This window comes from Lysobacter enzymogenes (assembly GCF_017168095.1).
Taxonomy (GTDB): domain Bacteria; phylum Pseudomonadota; class Gammaproteobacteria; order Xanthomonadales; family Xanthomonadaceae; genus Lysobacter; species Lysobacter enzymogenes_D.
Genome location: NZ_LXSD01000260.1, coordinates 1 through 15,749 on the forward strand (window position 1 = coordinate 1; position 15,749 = coordinate 15,749).

Below are 15,749 nucleotides of genomic sequence, written 5' to 3' on the forward strand. Positions count from 1 at the left end.
GAGCAGCCCGAACTGCCGATGTCGGCGCCCGTCGCCGCGTCGGCGAGCGCCCCGGCGGCCGCATCCGCCGCCGCGCCGCGGCCGTGGTGGGCGCGCCTGCTCGGCAAGCTGATGGCGCCGTGGGTCAGCATCACCATCGAGCCCAAGAACCCCGAGCAGCACGTCGCCGCGCCGCAGTGGCACGGCCGCCCGGTGTGCTACGTGCTCGAGGACTACGGCCTGTCGAACGCGCTGATCCTGGAGCGCGCCTGCCTGGAAAGCGGCCTGCCGTCGCCGCTGCAGCCGCTGCCGGGCGACCCGCTCGGGCGCAAGCGCGCCTATGTCGCGTTGTCGCGGCGCAACGCCGGCAGCCTGGCGCCGGCCGGCCCGCCGTCGGCCAAGACCCACTCGGGCTCGCTGGCGCGCCTGCTCGACGCGCACCGCATCGACCCGAACCTGGACGTGCAGCTGGTGCCGGTGTCGATCTTCGTCGGCCGCGCGCCGGACCGCACCAGCGGCTGGTTCTCGGTGCTGTTCTCGGAAAACTGGACTCTGGTCGGACGCTTCCGCCGGCTGCTGGCGATCGCGCTCAACGGCCGCCACACCACGGTGCGGTTCTCCCCGCCCGTGTCGCTGCGCGGCATCGTCGACGAAGGGCTGGAGCCCGAGCGCACCGTGCGCAAGCTCTCGCGCGTGCTGCGCACCCACTTCCGCCGCATCCGCGCGGCGGTGATCGGGCCGGACCTGTCGACCCGGCGCATGCTGATCGACCGCGTGCTCGCCAGCGACCCGGTCAAGGAAGCCATCGCCGACCAGGCCCGCCGCGACAGCACCGACGTCGCCGAGGCGTGGAAGAAAGCGCATGCGATGGCCTACGAGATCGCCGCCGACTATTCCCATCCGGTGGTGCGCTCGGCCAGCTTCCTGCTGACCCCGGTGTGGAACCGCATCTACCGCGGCGTGCTGGTCCATCACCTGGACAAGCTCAAGCAGGAGGCGCCCGGCTTCGAAGTGGTCTACGTGCCCTGCCACCGCAGCCACCTCGACTACCTGCTGCTGAGCTACCTGCTCTACACCAAGGGCATCGTGCCGCCGCACATCGCCGCCGGCGTGAACCTCAACCTGCCGGTGGTCGGCACCATCCTGCGCAAGGGCGGCGCGTTCTTCCTGCGCCGCAGCATCCGCGGCAGCGCGCTGTATTCGGCGGTGTTCTCCGAATACGTGGCGCAGCTGGTCGCCGGCGGCTATTCGATCGAATACTTCATCGAAGGCGGGCGCTCGCGCACCGGCCGGCTGCTGCCGCCGAAGGGCGGCATGATCGTGATGACCGTGCGCGGCTTCCTGCGCCAGCCGACCCGGCCGGTGCTGTTCCAGCCGGTGTACATCGGCTACGAGAAGCTGATGGAGGGCAACAGCTACCTCGACGAGCTCTCCGGCAAGCCCAAGGAGAAGGAGTCGATCTGGCAGCTGCTGTGGGGCATCCCCAAGGTGCTGCGCTCCAACTACGGCCAGGTGGTGGTGAACTTCGGCGAGCCGATCAAGCTCGGCGACATGCTCGCCGAACACGCGCCGCAGTGGGACGGCAAGCCGCTGGAAGAGGACGACAAGCCGCAGTGGCTGTCCGACACCGTCGACGCGTTGGCGCAGCGGATCCAGGTCAACGTCAACCGCGCCGCCGACGTCAACCCGATCAATCTGCTGGCGCTGGCGCTGCTGTCCACGCCCAAGCACGCGATGGGCGAGGCCGACCTGCTCGCGCAGATCGCGCTGAGCAAGACCCTGCTGGCCGAACTGCCGTACTCAGACCGCGTCACCGTCACCCCGCACACGCCGCAGGAAATCGTCGCCCACGGCGAAGAGATCAACGTGCTCGAACGCATCGCCCACCCGCTCGGCGACGTGCTCGGCGTGGACGAAGACAAGGCGGTGTTGCTGAGCTATTTCCGCAACAACGTGCTGCACCTGTTCACCGCCGCCTCGTGGATCGCCTGCTGCTTCCAGCACAACCGGCGCATGAGCCTGGCCGGCGTGCTGCGCCTGGGCCGCAGCGTCTACCCGTTCCTGCAGGCCGAGCTGTTCCTGCCGTGGGGCGAGGAGGAATTCGCCCAGCGCCTGTCGCGCACGATCGATGTGTTCATCCGCGAAGGCCTGCTGGAAAAGGTCAGCGACGACGACGGCGGCATCCTCGCCCGCAACGCCGGCCAGACCGACGAAGTGTTCCGCCTGCGCGCGATCGGCCACTCGCTGCAACAGGCGTTCGAGCGCTACTACATCGCCATCTCGGTGCTGGTGAAGAACGGCCCGGGCACCTTGTCGGCGTCGGAACTGGAAAGCCTTTGCCAGCTCGCCGCGCAGCGCCTGTCGCTGCTGTACGCGCCGGCCGCGCCGGAGTTCTTCGACAAGACCCTGTTCCGCGGCTTCATCCAGAAACTGCGCGAACTCAAGCTGGTGTGGCCGGACAGCGAGAACAAGCTGGCCTTCGACCAGCGCCTGGATACCTGGGCGAAGGACGCGAAGGTGATCCTCGGGCGCGAGCTGCGGCATACGATCGAGAAGATCAGTCCGGAGATGGCAGCGAAGCCGGCGGCGCCGAGCGAGGGGTAAACGCTCGCCGATCCCGGCGGGCGTGGCGGCGTCGCGTCGCATTGCCGGCTGTGGTCGGCCGATGGGATAATCGCTTCGCGCGATGGGGATCGCGCCACGGGATATCCAATCGTATGACCAAGTTGACGCTGCTGGCCGGGTTGTTCGTGTGCGCGGCCTTGACGGCTCCCGATGCCGTCGCCCGTAAAGATGATGTTGCGGGCTATAGCGCCGACCGAGCCGAACTGGCGGCTTCGTTGCCTGTACGCATCGTGGTTCGCAACAGCCGGGTGCGGCCGCAGATCGGCCTCGATCATCGGCCGATCGCTGGCGAGGTCCCCCGCCCATTTCAGGCGGGAGTCTCCAACGCGGTGTTGATGGCAGGGGGCGGGTTGTTGCCGGTGTTGGCCGCGGTCGCCGCGGAGCGGAAATTGATGCGCAATCGGGTCGAAGAGAATTTCGCCGTCATCCAGTCGGCGGGTTGCGACCTGCGTATCGACGAATCGCTGCCGGCAGCGGTGTCCGCCGCGGTGCGCAGGAGCAACTGGGGCGCGACGACGCCGATCGACACCGTCGTCGCCGAGGGCGGCTCCTTGAGCAAAGCCGTCGACCAGGATCGGCCCCGCCAGGTCCTGAGCCTGAGCAGTTCGCTCGCGCCGGATATGGAAGCGCTGGTCACCACCCTCGAACTCCAGGCGTACGCGCCCACCGAAGGCGCATCGCGCTGGCAGCGCGAACCGGTCTGGCGCGATGAGTTGATCGTGGTGTCGGATGTTGTGGAAGTCGCGTCGAAAACCCAGGCCGATATCGATCGATTGGTCGCGCAGGAGCAGGCGCGTTACCAAGCCACCGGCAATGCCGAGGCCATCGGCAAGATCAACGCGCAGCGCGGCGGCGACCGGTTCGAGCGCAAGCGTGTCCTGTCGCTGCAGCAAGAGCACGAACGCGCGATGAAAGACGCGCAGTCGAGCAACTGGTCGCTGGAGGATATCAAGCGCCAGCGTGCGGCGGGTTGGGGCGAAAACAAATGCGCGCGCATGCTGACGGCAGTCGAGCAGGCCGGATCGGATCTGGGAAAGATGCTGGACCTCTTGTACGCGCGGCAAATGCCGCAGCGGCTCGGCGCCAAGGATGCGCCGGTCTCCGACGACATCAATGGCCGCCATCCGCATCCCCTGCCCGGCGGAGCCTATGTCTACCGCGTCGATTACGATCCGGTGCCCTTGGGGTATCGCGAGGATTTGCTGGACTGAGCGGCAGCACAAAGCCGGCAGGGGCTGATAACCGTCACTTCTGACCCCAGTGGGGCTCGGTTACCATTCCCACGGCCCCGTGTTGGTTCAGCTCGATGTCTGCAACCGCTCCGATCTCCGCGCCGTCGCCCGACTCGGCTGCCGCCCCGCTGCAACCGGCCGACAGCGCCCGCCTCGGCCCCGGCGCCTGGCGCGAAATCCCGCTGCTGACCGCGCGCCTGCTGTGGCGGCACTGGCCGGCGCTGGCGTTCTGGTTCTTCGCCCAGCGGCTGTGCTACGGGCTGCTGATGGACCTGGCGGTCAAGCTCGGCGAGCGTTCGCTGCTGTTCTCCTTCGCCGCGCTGTCGGTGCTGATCGTCACCCAGTTGGCCGGCACCATCTTCATGTTCCAGTCGCTGCGGCCGTCGCTGCCGATGCTGGCCGGCGCGGCGGGCACGCCGGACACCCGCGCGCTGCGCCAGCAATGGATCACTTCGCTGGCGATCGCCTTGCTGCCGTTCTTCGCCTATTACGTCGGCTGGGGCCTGATGGAGGGGCTGCGCCGCTCGTTCCTGACCGAGTACATCTTCAGCGTGTGGGAGAAGGAAGACTTCCGCCACGTGCTCAAGCTCAAGGGCCTGTGGATCGCGCTGGCGGTCGCGTGGGCGGTGCGCTGGGTCAGCAAGCGCCGCGCGGCGGCGACCGGGCATGCGTCGTGGACCGCGCTGGCGACGGTGTGCGAGGCGTATTGGGTGTTCGTCGGCGTGGCCGCGATCGCCCAGGCGATCAAGGCCGGCCAGGACTGGTGGCACGAGCGCACGGTGTACGTGGCGGTCAGCGATTGGTGGCAGAGCCCGACCGCGCTGTTCAAGACGCTGGCGCCGACCAAGCGCGCGCTGGCGCCGGTCTGGGATTTCGTCGCCACCGCCGGCGGCGCGGTCGCGCTGCCGCTGATCTGGCTGGCGATCACCGCGATCGTCTACGGCATCGACCTGCGCAAGGCCCAGCGCATCGACGCTGCCGACGCGCCGCTGGAGCGCGCGGTGGCACGCTTCAAGGCGATGCATTTCACCTTGCGCATGCTCGCTGACAAGGCCAGCGCCGGCTGGACCAGCAAGGGCGTGCCGGTGGTCAACAGCCTGCGCCTGGTGTTGCGCGCGGGGTTGCCGGCGCTGTTGACGCTGTGCGTGTGCTGGCAGTTGCTGGCGTTCCTGGATTCGTGGTCGTGGCGCTGGATGCAGCAACTGGTCGGGCCGAAGGATCCGGCCTGGCAGCAGGTCGAAGGGCAGATCTACGCGGCGTTTCTCAACACGCCGCTGTCGTTCCGGCCGTCGTTGTTCACTGATGTGCTGCGGGTCGCGTTGCTGGCGGCGACGTTCGACCGGGCGATCGCGCGGTTGCCGCGTTCGGCGTGAGCGCGGGCTCGGCGGCTGGCGTTGGGGCCGCGTCGCGGTGAAGCCCTGGATCCCCGCGTTCGCGGGGATGACGGCGGGAAGATGACGGCTGGAGGCGGTGCGACGCCAACCCGTCCGTCGTCATGTCCGGGAAGCCCGCCCATCGTCATACCCGCGAAGCCCATCCATCCTCATGCCCGCGAAGGCCACCCATCGTCATGCCCGCGAAGGCGGGCATCCAGGGCTTCATCGAGGCCGGTCTGAGAAGTCTTCGCGTCCTCGGCTTCGCGGGGATGAGGGCTCGAGGCGGGTAGCGCCAACCCACCACCCCCATCGTCATGCCCGCGAAGGCGGGCATCCAGGGCTTTATCCAAGTGGGTTTCTGAAGTCTTCGTATCCCCGCCCCGCGAAGATAGCGGTGAGTGCAAACGTCGCGTTCGCTTCGCCAACTTCGCCGCTTCGCCGCCTACAACGCGAATTCGAGATAACGCCCGTCGGCCTTGCCCGAGTACCGGAACTCGATCCGCGCGCGCAACTCGCTCAGGCGTTGCCCGCGCGGCAGCACGAAGGCGTGCTGGAACGCGAACGGCCGTCCCGGCACCGCCACCACCTGCTTGAACGCATCGTCGTAGCCGCTGCCGCAGCGGTCGGGCAGGCGCGGGCCGGACAGGCGCGGCAGGCCGGCCGGAGCCGAATCCCAGCGCCGCCCGCCGGCGTCGACGATGGCGCCGACGCAGGTGTCCAGGTCGCGGGTCTTGGCGCCCGAGTCGGGAATCACCTCGTAACGCAGCAGCACCACCTCGGCGTCCTTGCGCAGCGGCCCGCGCAGGCGCGGATCGCGCGCGAGCAGCGATTCGGCCGCGACCAGTTTCCAGCGCGCGCCGTTGAACGCGGTCCACTCGTTCCTGGCCGCGGCGACCGCGACACTGGGATTGCGTTCGCGATAGCGCTGCAAGGCGTCGCGGTACGGCAGCCACAGCGCCAGCGTGGCGACCACGGCGGTGCCGGCGAGCCAGCCGGCGTTGCGCCGCCACCAGCCGGCGGGCGGCGCGGTCGCGGAAGCGGCGGCGGTGTCGGTCGTCGTCATCGTCTCGGCGCTCACATCCGCAGGTCCAGGACCGGTTTGGCGTCGGCCACGAGCTTGCGCGCGGCGGCCTTGTCCAGGCCCAGGTCGACGTCGACCAGGCTGTCGCCGCCGACCGGCAGCCCGTTGCCCCAATACAGTTGCAAGTGCGCGCCTTCGATCTTGTCCGCCGGCAGTTCGAAGAACCAGGCGCCGTTTTCCGCCAGCCCCGCGGCCAGCGCGCGCTCGCTGAGGTTGAGGCCCGGCAGCTTGGGCCGGTTCGGGTTCGAGGCGACGTAGACCAGGCCGTCGCGGGTACGGATCTGCGCGGTCACGTAGCCCGGGAGCTGCAGCGCCTCGACCTTGGCCAGCACCGACAGCCACACGCCGGGGCTGCGCAAGGTGCGGTCTTCGGGATGGGCGAAATCGCCCTTGAGCAGATAGGCCTGGGCGACCTTGAGCCGGCCGACCTCGACCGCGAAATTGCGCCCGACCGCGCGCGCCGCCGGCGCGGTCTGCAGCAGCGGCGCGTCGCGCTCCTCGTAGCTGGATTCGCCCTTGCGCAGCGCCACCACGGCGACCAGCGCCAGCACGATCCACAACGCATCGCGCCAACGCCAGCGCGGCAGGCGCGCGCGCGGCGCGGCGGCGGGCGAGGGCGCGCTCATGGCGCCAGCGCCTGGGCGCGCAGGTCCTGCACGGCGAGCTCGAACTTGGCCGCCGGCTTGCCCTGCAGCCACGCGCCCTCGTCGTTGAGATAGGCCTTGGCCTTGTAATCGCGGGCGAACAGGCCGAAGGTCTGCGACGGCGCGTAGACGTAGCCCGGCGGCAGTTTCCAGACCAGGTCCACGCGCTGCCTGAGCCGCGGGTGCAGGTCGCCGAGTTGGCTGTGATCGTCCGCCGACAGCGGCGTGTCGGCCTTGATCGGCTCGCGTTTGGGGCTGACCAGGATCAGATCCTCGAGCAGGTAGCCGAAGCTGTTGAAGCTGCGCGCGGTGCGGTTCTCGACATCGGCCTGCAGCACCAGATACAGCTGGTTCGGCTCGATCCGCCCGCCCGGGCGATAGCGCGCGACCCAGGCGCGCAGCGGGGTCACCGCCATCGCCCCGGTCTGCACGCGCTTGCCGGCGGCGTACTGCGGCAGCGGCTTGGCCTTGCTCTTGGCCGGCTCGAACCCGCCGAGCGCGAACACCGCGACCAGCGCGACCGCGGCGACGGCCGCGGCGGCCTGCCACCACGGGTTGCGCGCTGCGCCGATCAGTTCGTCCTTGTTCGCCATGCCGGGGCCCGTTGCGAGTGCGCGCAACGTAGCACAGGGCGTGCGCGCGGCTGTACCCGGGGATATCACCCGCGGCGGATGACAGATGCCATGCCCGCGCCGTCGCGGGTGCCGGCCTGTGCGCGCGGTTACGCCGGTTCGTCGGGGATCAGCGCGCTTTCGAGCCGGGCGATGCAGTCCTTCAGCCACAGCTTGCGCTTCTTCAGCCGTTTCAGCGCGAGCTCGTCGGACTGCGGATCCAGGTTCAGGCGTTCGATGGCGGTATCGAGGTCGCGGTGCTCCAGCCGCAGGTCGGCGAGCTGGCGGGCGATTTCGGCGGCATCGAGGCTGACGGTCATGGGGCGAGCTTAAACCGCCGCCGTGTCCGCCGTCATCGGTCCTTGCGCGCAGGCGCAAAGCCTTGCGGCAGCGGGCTTCCGGCCCGCGGCCGGCGCCGTCCGGGCCGTGTTCACCGGCCCTTGGCGTAGAATCGTCGGCCTGATGAGTACCGTCCTGCCCCTCGCCGAACCCGTCCGCCGCGCCCGCGCCGACGCCGCCCCCGCCGATCCCGAGCGCCTGGGCGCGCGCCTGCGCCACCAGGTCGGCCGCGCCATCGCCGACTTCGGCATGATCGAGGACGGCGACAAGGTCATGGTCTGCCTGTCCGGCGGCAAGGACAGCTATACCTTGCTCGATATCCTGCTGCAGTTGCAGAGGAAGGCGCCGGTGAAGTTCGAGCTGGTCGCGGTCAACCTCGACCAGAAGCAGCCGGACTTTCCCGAGCACGTGCTGCCGCAGTACCTCGAATCGATCGGCGTGCCCTACAAGATCCTCGAGCAGGACACCTACTCGGTGGTCACCCGGGTCGTGCCCGAGGGCAAGACCATGTGCTCGCTGTGTTCGCGCCTGCGCCGCGGCGCGCTGTACACCTACGCGGCCGAGCAGGGCTTCACCAAGATCGCGCTGGGCCACCACCGCGACGACCTGGTCGCCACCTTCTTCCTGAACCTGTTCTTCCACGCCAAGCTCAGCGGCATGCCGCCCAAGCTGCTGTCCGACGACGGCCGCCACGTGGTGATCCGGCCGCTGGCCTACGTGCGCGAGGACGACATCGTCGAGTACGCGGCGGCGAAGCAATTCCCGATCATTCCGTGCAACCTGTGCGGCTCGCAGGAGAACCTGCAGCGCAAGCAGGTCAAGCGGATGATGGATGCGTGGGAACGCGAGACGCCCGGGCGGCTGGAGATCATCGCGCGCGCGCTCGGCGACATCCGTCCGTCGCAGTTGAGCGATCCCAAGCTGTTCGATTTCCTCGGCCTGGGGCAGGGCGGCGCGCGCACCGCCGCGCCGGTCTGGCTCGACGAAGCCGAGTCCGACGATCCGGCCGCGCAGGCCGGATGATCCATTCCCCGTCGTTCCCGCGAAAGCGCGAACCCAAGGCCTTTCGTGCGAGAGCGCTTGAGGTCTGTGGATTCCCGCCTTCGCGGGAATGACGAAGCAAGGCAGGCGCGACGCCCGCGACGCCGATTCCCCACTCCCTGATTCTCTATTCCCGGTCCCCGAATGTTCTTTCGCAACCTCACGTTCTTCCGCTTCCCCACCACCCACGACCTCAGCGAACTCGACAAGGGCCTGGAGGAATGCCGGCTCAAGCCGGTCGGCCCGCTGGAGCTGTCCTCGCGCGGCTTCATCTCGCCGTTCGGACGCGCCGATGAAGAGGCCGCGATCAGCAACCGCATCGGCAGCGCGATCTGGCTGACCGTCGGCGGCGAAGACCGCCTGCTGCCCGGCGCGGTGGTCAACGACATGCTGGCCAAGAAGCTGGCCGAGATCGAACAGAAGGAAGGACGCAAGCCCGGCGGCCGCACCCGCAAGCGGCTCAAGGACGAACTGATCACCGACCTGATGCCGCGTGCCTTCATCAAGCCCAGCCGCACCGACGCGATCATCGACCTGGAACACGGGCTGGTGATCGTCGACAGCTCCAGCCGCAAGAGCGCGGAGAACGTCATCAGCGAGATCCGCCGCGCGGTCGGCAGCTTCCCGGCGCTGCCGCTGAACGCCGAAGTCGCGCCGCGCTCGATCCTGACCGGCTGGGTCGCCGGCGAACCGCTGCCGGACGGGATCATGCTCGGCGACGAGTGCGAACTGCGCGACCCGGTCGACCAGGGTGCGGTGGTCAAGTGCCAGCGCCAGGAGCTGGAGAGCGACGAGATCGCCAAGCACCTGGAAACCGGCAAGCAGGTCACCCGCCTGGCGCTGAGCCTGGACGACCATGTCTCGTTCGTGATCGGCGAAGACCTGATCGTGCGCAAGTTCAAGCTGCTCGACGGCGCCGTCGACCAGCTCGAGCACAGCGACGGCGACGGGCTGCGGGCCGAGCTCGACGCGCGTTTCGCGCTGATGAGCGCGGAGGTGAAGCGCTTGTTCGTGGTGATGGAGAAGGCGTTGAAGCTGTCGAAGGTCGAGGCCTGAGTTTCGGCGCGATCGGCAAGGGCGCGGTCGCGGCTCGCGCCGCTCCTACAGAGGGCGGCCGACGTCCGCGTCTCGCCCTGTAGGAGCGGCGCAAGCCGCGACCGCGACACCGCGCCAACGGCGCAACCCACCATCGTCCGCGGCGCCGGACTGCGATACGACCCGCCATCGCCCGCGCCGCTGCGCCGGCCCGCCGCCGCCTCCCGCCTGCGCCGTCGCAAAAACGCCGCCGCACCGCGCTATGCTTCGCCCCATGGCGGTCCCCCACCCATGACGAGCCTTCTGCGCCTGCTGACCGGCCAGCCGCAAGCCGCGCCGCGCGCGGTCTCGCGCGAGACCGTCGCCATCGCCCTGGCCGACGGCCGCAGCGTCGAGGTGTTGCGCGTGCGCGACCCGCGCGCGCGCCGGATCAAGCTCAGCGTCGACGAGCGCGGTCCGCGCCTGACCCTGCCGCTGCGCGCCAGCGACATCGCCGGCACCCGCTTCGTGATCGAACACGGCGACTGGCTGCTGGCGCAGATCGCCCGCGCCGGCACCGATGCGCCGGGCCTGGAGCCGCATCGCAGCGCGTCCCTGCCGCTGCGTGGCGCCGAGGTGCCGCTGCGCTGGCAGGCCGCGCCCTACCTGCGCATCCAGCCGGGCGAGGACGGCATCGACATCGCCGCGCCCGAGGCCGTGGCGCTGAAGTCGTTGCAGCGCGCGCTGCGCGATTTCTACGAAGGCCAGGCCCGCGCCGATGTCGGCCGCTGGCTGCCCAAGTACCTGCCCGAGCTGCCGCGCGCGCCGTCGCGCCTGCGCTACCGGGTGATGTCCTCGCAATGGGGCTCGCTGGCGCCCGACGGCGCGCTGTCGCTGGACCTGTCGCTGGTGCTGGCGCCGCCGGCGGCGTTCGAATACGTGCTGGTGCACGAGCTGTGCCACCTGATCCACGCCGACCATTCGCGCGCGTTCTGGCGCGAGGTCGAGCGCCGCTGCCCGGACTGGCGCGACCAGCGCGAATACTTCCGCCACTCCGGGCGCGCGCTCAAGGCGCGGCTGCGCAAGCTGATCGCCGCCGACGACTAAGCCGCGGCGCACGCCGCCGCGCCGCGCTCAGCGCAGCAGGAACTCGCGGAACAACTCGCCGACGAGCTGCGGCTGCTCCATGTGCAGATGGTGCGTGCCCGCGTGGATATGCAGCTCGCCGTCGCGCAACAGCGCCGCGCGCTCGCGCCGCACCGCATCGGGCATGTAGCTCTGCGCCGGGTCGGCCCAGACCATGCAGGTCGGGCTGTCGATGGCGCGGATCAGCGCGCGCATCTGCGCCTCGTTCATGCGCAGCGCCGAGGTGAGCGTCAGGCGCGGATCGCTGCGCCAGACGAAGCCGGCGGCGCCGCCGTCGCCGCGCACCGGGGCGACGCCGCGTTCGACCAGCAGCCGCGCCGCCGGTTCGCTGAGGTCGTTGGCGATCACCCGCGCCTTGATCGCGGTGGCGATGTCGGAAAACACCCGCAGCTGCTTGCCGTCGATCGCCGCCATTCCGGCGAAGGCCTCGCGCAGGCGCGCGCCGACGCGTTCCTCCGATTCGGACAGCGAGCCCAGCGCCTCGATCAGCAGCAGCTTGTCGACCCGCTGCGGCGTCGCCGCGGCGACGAAGCTGGCGGTGGCGCCGCCGAGCGAATGGCCGAGCAGGTGGAAGCGCTGCCAGCCCAGCGCGTCGGCCACCGCCAGCGCGGCGCGCGCGGCGGCGATCAAGGTGTATTCGGCGGCGGCCGGCAGGTGCGCGCTGGCGCCGTGGCCGGGCAGGTCGGGCGCGACGAGGTCGAAGCCGTCCAGCCACGGCGCCAGCGGCGCGAAGCTGGCGGCGTTGTCGAGCCAGCCGTGCAGCGCCAGCAGCTTCGGCGCCTGGGTGCGGCCGTTGCGCAGGCCGGCGAGGCGGCCGAAGGCGGTGTCGACGACGAATTCCTGCAGTGCGGCCATACGGCATCCTGTAGCGAAAGCGGCGCCCGCTCGCGGGCGTGTGGACGAGTCGGGGCGGCGCCGGTGGCGCGGCGCCTGCATCGCGGCGCGCGGATTCCGGGCGGAACCGGCCACCGGGATATCGGCGCGCGCCCATCAAAGCATGCCGGTCTAGAGCATGCGCGTTACAAGCAGCGCGTGCCGCGGCGGCGCGCGCGTCTCGGCGCAGGAAACGCGCTCAGCCCGGCTCGGCCGCCCGCCACTGCGCCAGTTCGCGCTGCACGATCCCCGCCAGCGCCTGTGCGTGCGCCGGAGATTCGTTGAGGCAGGCGATGTAGCGCAGCCGGCCGCCGCGCGCGGCGAAGTCCTCGGCCAGCATCATCGCCACTTCCTCCAGCGTTTCCAGGCAGTCCACGGCGAAGCCCGGGGCGATCACGTCGACCTGGCGCACGCCGCGCGCGGCCAGCGCGGCCAGGGTGTCGGCGGTGGACGGCTCCAGCCAGCGCTCGCGGCCGAAGCGCGACTGGTAGCTCAGACTCCAGGCGTGTTCGGGCAGATCCAGCGCCTGGGCGATGGCGCGCGCGCTGGCCTCGCAGTGCTGCGGATACGGATCGCCGGCGGCGGCGAAACGCTGCGGCAGGCCGTGGAAGGACATCAGCAGGTGTTCGCCGGCGCCGTTGGCCAAGCGGTGGCGGCGCACCGAGTCGGCGACCGCGGCGACCCACTCGGGATCGGTGTGGTAGTCGTGGACCAGGCGTTTGTCCAGGCCTTGCGCCGCGTCGAGCACGTCGCCGACCGAGGCGGTGGTGGAGGTCGAATACTGCGGATACAGCGGCAGCGCCAGCACCCGCTTCACGCCTTGCTCGCGCAGGCGCGCCAGCAACTGCTTCCACGACGGCTGGCCGTAGCGCATCGCGTGCAGCACGCGCAGCTGCGGCAGTTCGCGCTGCAGCGCTTCGGCCAGGCGGCGGGTGTGCACCGCCAGCGGCGAGCCTTCCGGCAGCCACACGCTGGCGTACTTGTGCGCGACCTTGCTGCTGCGCAGCGGCAGGATCGCGAAATGCAGCAGCGGGCACCACAGCCAGCGGCTCATGTCGACCACGCGGCGGTCGTGCAGGAATTCGGACAGGTAGCGGCGCACGGCCGCGGTGTTGGCGGCCTCGGGCGTGCCGAGGTTGACCAGCACCACGGCGGTGTCGGCGCCGGCCGGCGCGGCGGCGGAATCGTCTTGGCTTGCGTTGGCGGGCATGCGCATAGGATGACATCCGCGCGCCGCGGCGGGGCATCGTTTGTTCGGATCGGCCGGATCGACGGCGTCGATGGATGCCGCCGATGGCGGGAGCCGCTGAATCGGGATGATAGGCGCGGCCGGTCGCCGTCGCTCAGTTCACCGCGAAACCCTGGCAGCGCTCGCAAAATTCGCAGAACCGCTCCAGCCACGGCCGGGTCGCGCTGTAGTTGAGCGCCAGGTCGTCGCGGTGGAAACCCACCCGATCGGGCTCGTCGGTGAAGCCGCCCTCGGCGGTCAGGCGGGTGTCCGCGCCCATGCGCGGCAGGTAGCGCTCGCGGATCGCGCGGGCGATGGCGCGCGCTTCGTCGCGGTCGAATTCGACGCTGACGCCGCTGTAGTGCATCAGGATCGCGCGGGTTTCGTCGCCGAACCCCAGCGATTCGATGATCTCCAGGGTCGGCCGCCATTGCCAGGCGTTGACGTCGAGCGCGCCGGCGCCGCCGGCGGGGTCCAGGTCCCGGATCGTGAAGCCCATGCCGCGTCCTCGCTGCGAACGGCGCGAGGATGCGGCGCCGCCGCGCGCGCGTCAACGCGGCCTACAATGCCGCCGATCGCGCGCCTCGGCGCGGCCGCCCGTACAGCCCCCGTTCGCCGGTGATTCATCGCCGCCGCACTAGCCTGAACCGACCGTCGCCGTTGCGGTCTGTACGTCCGGTCGCCCACGCAGGCGCCCCTCACCCGCACAACCGCCGGAGCCGTCCATGTCCCGTCCGCAGTCCCGCGTCCTGAGTCTTTGCCTGGCCCTGAGCCTGGGTTTCGCCGCCACCGCCGCCGTGGCCGGTCCCGACGAGGACCAGCGCGCCCGCGATGCGGTGCGCGTGCTCGGCGACATCCAGCAGATTCCCGAGTCGGCGATTCCCGACAAACTGTTCGACGAGGCCCGCGCGATCGTCGTCGTCCCCGACACGCTCAAGGTCGGCCTGGTGTTCGGCGGCCGCCGCGGCCACGGCCTGGTGTCGGTGAAGAATCCCGACGGCACCTGGTCGAATCCCAGCTTCATCAAGCTCACCGGCGGCAGCGTCGGCTTCCAGGCCGGCGTGCAGTCCTCCGACATCGTGCTGGTGTTCCGCGGCGCGCGCGGGCTGGATTCGATCGTCAACGGCAAGCTGACCCTCGGCGGTGACGCCAGCGTCGCCGCCGGCCCGGTCGGGCGCACCGCCGCGGCCGCCACCGACGGCCAGCTCAAGGCCGAGATCTGGTCGTGGTCGCGCGCGCGCGGCCTGTTCGCCGGCATCGCCCTCGACGGCGCGGTGCTGTCGATCGACGATGCCGCCAACCAGGCGGTGTACGGTTCCGGCAGCACGCCGCGGGCGATTTTCGAAGGCCGCGCCGGCGGCCAGCCGTCCAACGCCGTGGTCGATTTCCGCGACCGCCTGGAAGAAGCCAGCGCCGCCGCGCGCGCCAAGCGCACCGCCGAGGAGCAGCGGCCCGAACTGGGCACCACGGTCTATCCGGCCGCGGGCGTGACCGTGGATCCGGCCGCCGGCAATCCGCCCGCCGCGGCGCGCGCGCCGGCCTACCAGCGCCTGGCCCCGGCCCAGCCGGCGCAGCCGCAGCCGGTGCAGGGCCAGCCCGCGCCGCAGGAGCACCTGCCGGCGCCGTCGAACCCGGCCAAGGTCGAACCGCTGCCCTGAACGGCCGCGCCGCGCGGGCGCGGCGTTCGCAGCCTCCGCGCGCAGGCGTGACCGATGGCCTATGCCGCGGTTTTTCCCGCGTTTGCGCGGGCTCGCGCAACACCGGCCCAACGCGGTTGCGGTATCCTCGCGATCCCGGTCCCGCGCGCCTTGGCAGCGCAGGGCCGCGGGCCCGCTGATCGGACCAGCCGGCGCCGCGTTTCTACCCGCAGGTTCATCAACAGGTTTCTACAGGACACCGCCATGGGCAGCATGAGTTGGATTCACTGGGTCGTCGTCCTGCTGATCGTCGTGCTGGTGTTCGGCACCAAGCGTCTGGGCAACATCGGCAAAGACGTCGGCGAGGCGGTCAAGGGCTTCAAGAAGGGCATGGCCGACGAGGACAAGCCCGAGCAGCTCAACGACCAGTCGCGCAACAGCGACAGCAACGCCTCGGCGCGCAACGACGAACGCAGCCAGCGCTGACCGGCCTTGACCGGCGCCGCCCGCGTTTCCCCGTCTCTCCGCACGGCCGCTCAGCCATGTTCGACATAGGCTTCTCGGAAGTCTTCGTGATCGCGATCGTGGCCCTGATCGTGCTCGGGCCCGAGCGCCTGCCCAAGGCCGCGCGCTTCGCCGGGCTGTGGGTGCGGCGCGCGCGCGCGCAGTGGTATTCGGTCAAGTCCGAGCTTGAGCGCGAGCTCGCCGACGAAGACCTCAAGCGCAGCCTGCGCCAGGCCCAGGACGAGCTGCGCTCGGCGCAGCAGCAGTTGCGCGACAGCGGCCAGATCCTGCGCGAGGGCGCCCAGGACCTGAACCAGCGCGTCGCCGCTGCCGGCACCGCTGCCGCAGCGGCGGATGCGCAGGCCGCCGCCGCGCAGGACGAACACGCCGCGCCGGCCGACGCGCCACCGGCCGAGCCG

At 70.6% G+C, this 15,749-nt stretch carries 16 protein-coding genes; 9 read left to right on the forward strand and 7 right to left on the reverse strand.

Annotated features, from left to right (window positions below; all coding sequences use genetic code 11):
• The first annotated feature begins 18 nt into the window (after window positions 1-18).
• The 3 genes from plsB to A7A76_RS07295 all read left to right on the forward strand — a co-directional run bounded on the left by plsB (window position 19) and on the right by A7A76_RS07295 (window position 5,209).
• The gene (gene plsB, locus A7A76_RS07285; protein ID WP_428995101.1) at window positions 19-2,583 is read left to right on the forward strand and encodes a glycerol-3-phosphate 1-O-acyltransferase PlsB; all 2,565 of its coding nucleotides are present in this window, start codon (window positions 19-21) and stop codon (window positions 2,581-2,583) included.
• Window positions 2,584-2,696: 113 nt separating this feature from the next.
• Window positions 2,697-3,815: a hypothetical protein gene (locus tag A7A76_RS07290; RefSeq protein ID WP_206410570.1), complete on the forward strand. Its 1,119-nt coding sequence runs from the start codon at window positions 2,697-2,699 to the stop codon at window positions 3,813-3,815.
• Window positions 3,816-3,910: 95 nt separating this feature from the next.
• Entirely contained in the window at window positions 3,911-5,209 is a 1,299-nt protein-coding gene (locus A7A76_RS07295) for a hypothetical protein (RefSeq protein WP_206410571.1), read from the forward strand.
• 445 nt (window positions 5,210-5,654) lie between these two features.
• Here the strand turns inward: A7A76_RS07295 and A7A76_RS07300 are convergent, their stop codons facing one another.
• The 4 genes from A7A76_RS07300 to A7A76_RS07315 all read right to left on the reverse strand — a co-directional run bounded on the left by A7A76_RS07300 (window position 5,655) and on the right by A7A76_RS07315 (window position 7,868).
• Window positions 5,655-6,275: a hypothetical protein gene (locus tag A7A76_RS07300; protein WP_206410572.1), complete on the reverse strand. Its 621-nt coding sequence runs from the start codon at window positions 6,273-6,275 to the stop codon at window positions 5,655-5,657.
• An 11-nt stretch (window positions 6,276-6,286) separates the two neighbouring features.
• Complete coding sequence (locus tag A7A76_RS07305; protein WP_206410573.1) at window positions 6,287-6,919, reverse strand: hypothetical protein; 633 nt, start codon at window positions 6,917-6,919, stop codon at window positions 6,287-6,289.
• Entirely contained in the window at window positions 6,916-7,530 is a 615-nt protein-coding gene (locus tag A7A76_RS07310; RefSeq protein ID WP_206410574.1) for a hypothetical protein, read from the reverse strand. Before A7A76_RS07310 ends, A7A76_RS07305 begins: the two co-directional genes overlap by 4 nt.
• A gap of 128 nt (window positions 7,531-7,658) precedes the next feature.
• Window positions 7,659-7,868 (reverse strand): YdcH family protein, encoded by a 210-nt coding sequence (locus A7A76_RS07315; RefSeq protein WP_206410575.1) that lies wholly within the window; start codon window positions 7,866-7,868, stop codon window positions 7,659-7,661.
• A 142-nt stretch (window positions 7,869-8,010) separates the two neighbouring features.
• Between A7A76_RS07315 and ttcA the strand changes: the two genes are divergently transcribed.
• The 3 genes from ttcA (at window position 8,011) to A7A76_RS07330 (ending at window position 11,049) form a co-directional block, all read left to right on the forward strand.
• Entirely contained in the window at window positions 8,011-8,910 is a 900-nt protein-coding gene (gene ttcA, locus A7A76_RS07320; protein ID WP_206410576.1) for a tRNA 2-thiocytidine(32) synthetase TtcA, read from the forward strand.
• A gap of 162 nt (window positions 8,911-9,072) precedes the next feature.
• Window positions 9,073-9,984 (forward strand): recombination-associated protein RdgC, encoded by a 912-nt coding sequence (locus A7A76_RS07325; RefSeq protein WP_096376396.1) that lies wholly within the window; start codon window positions 9,073-9,075, stop codon window positions 9,982-9,984.
• A 270-nt stretch (window positions 9,985-10,254) separates the two neighbouring features.
• Entirely contained in the window at window positions 10,255-11,049 is a 795-nt protein-coding gene (locus A7A76_RS07330) for a M48 family metallopeptidase (RefSeq protein ID WP_206410577.1), read from the forward strand.
• A gap of 27 nt (window positions 11,050-11,076) precedes the next feature.
• Here the strand turns inward: A7A76_RS07330 and A7A76_RS07335 are convergent, their stop codons facing one another.
• The 3 genes from A7A76_RS07335 to A7A76_RS07345 form a co-directional block, all read right to left on the reverse strand.
• A complete protein-coding gene (locus A7A76_RS07335; protein WP_206410578.1) occupies window positions 11,077-11,943 on the reverse strand; it encodes an alpha/beta fold hydrolase in 867 nt (288 codons plus the stop codon).
• Between the two features lie 217 nt (window positions 11,944-12,160).
• Entirely contained in the window at window positions 12,161-13,171 is a 1,011-nt protein-coding gene (gene hemH / locus A7A76_RS07340) for a ferrochelatase (protein ID WP_206410579.1), read from the reverse strand.
• Window positions 13,172-13,304: 133 nt separating this feature from the next.
• The gene (locus A7A76_RS07345) at window positions 13,305-13,688 is read right to left on the reverse strand and encodes a hypothetical protein (RefSeq protein ID WP_206410580.1); all 384 of its coding nucleotides are present in this window, start codon (window positions 13,686-13,688) and stop codon (window positions 13,305-13,307) included.
• Window positions 13,689-13,914: 226 nt separating this feature from the next.
• Between A7A76_RS07345 and A7A76_RS07350 the strand changes: the two genes are divergently transcribed.
• The 3 genes from A7A76_RS07350 to tatB all read left to right on the forward strand — a co-directional run.
• On the forward strand, window positions 13,915-14,847 hold the full coding sequence (locus A7A76_RS07350) for a lipid-binding SYLF domain-containing protein (RefSeq protein ID WP_206410581.1): 933 nt from the start codon (window positions 13,915-13,917) through the stop codon (window positions 14,845-14,847).
• A gap of 243 nt (window positions 14,848-15,090) precedes the next feature.
• Window positions 15,091-15,312: a Sec-independent protein translocase subunit TatA gene (gene tatA / locus A7A76_RS07355; RefSeq protein ID WP_206410582.1), complete on the forward strand. Its 222-nt coding sequence runs from the start codon at window positions 15,091-15,093 to the stop codon at window positions 15,310-15,312.
• A gap of 56 nt (window positions 15,313-15,368) precedes the next feature.
• Window positions 15,369-15,749 (forward strand): Sec-independent protein translocase protein TatB (gene tatB, locus A7A76_RS07360; protein WP_206410583.1); only part of this gene is annotated, 381 nt, incomplete at its 3' end.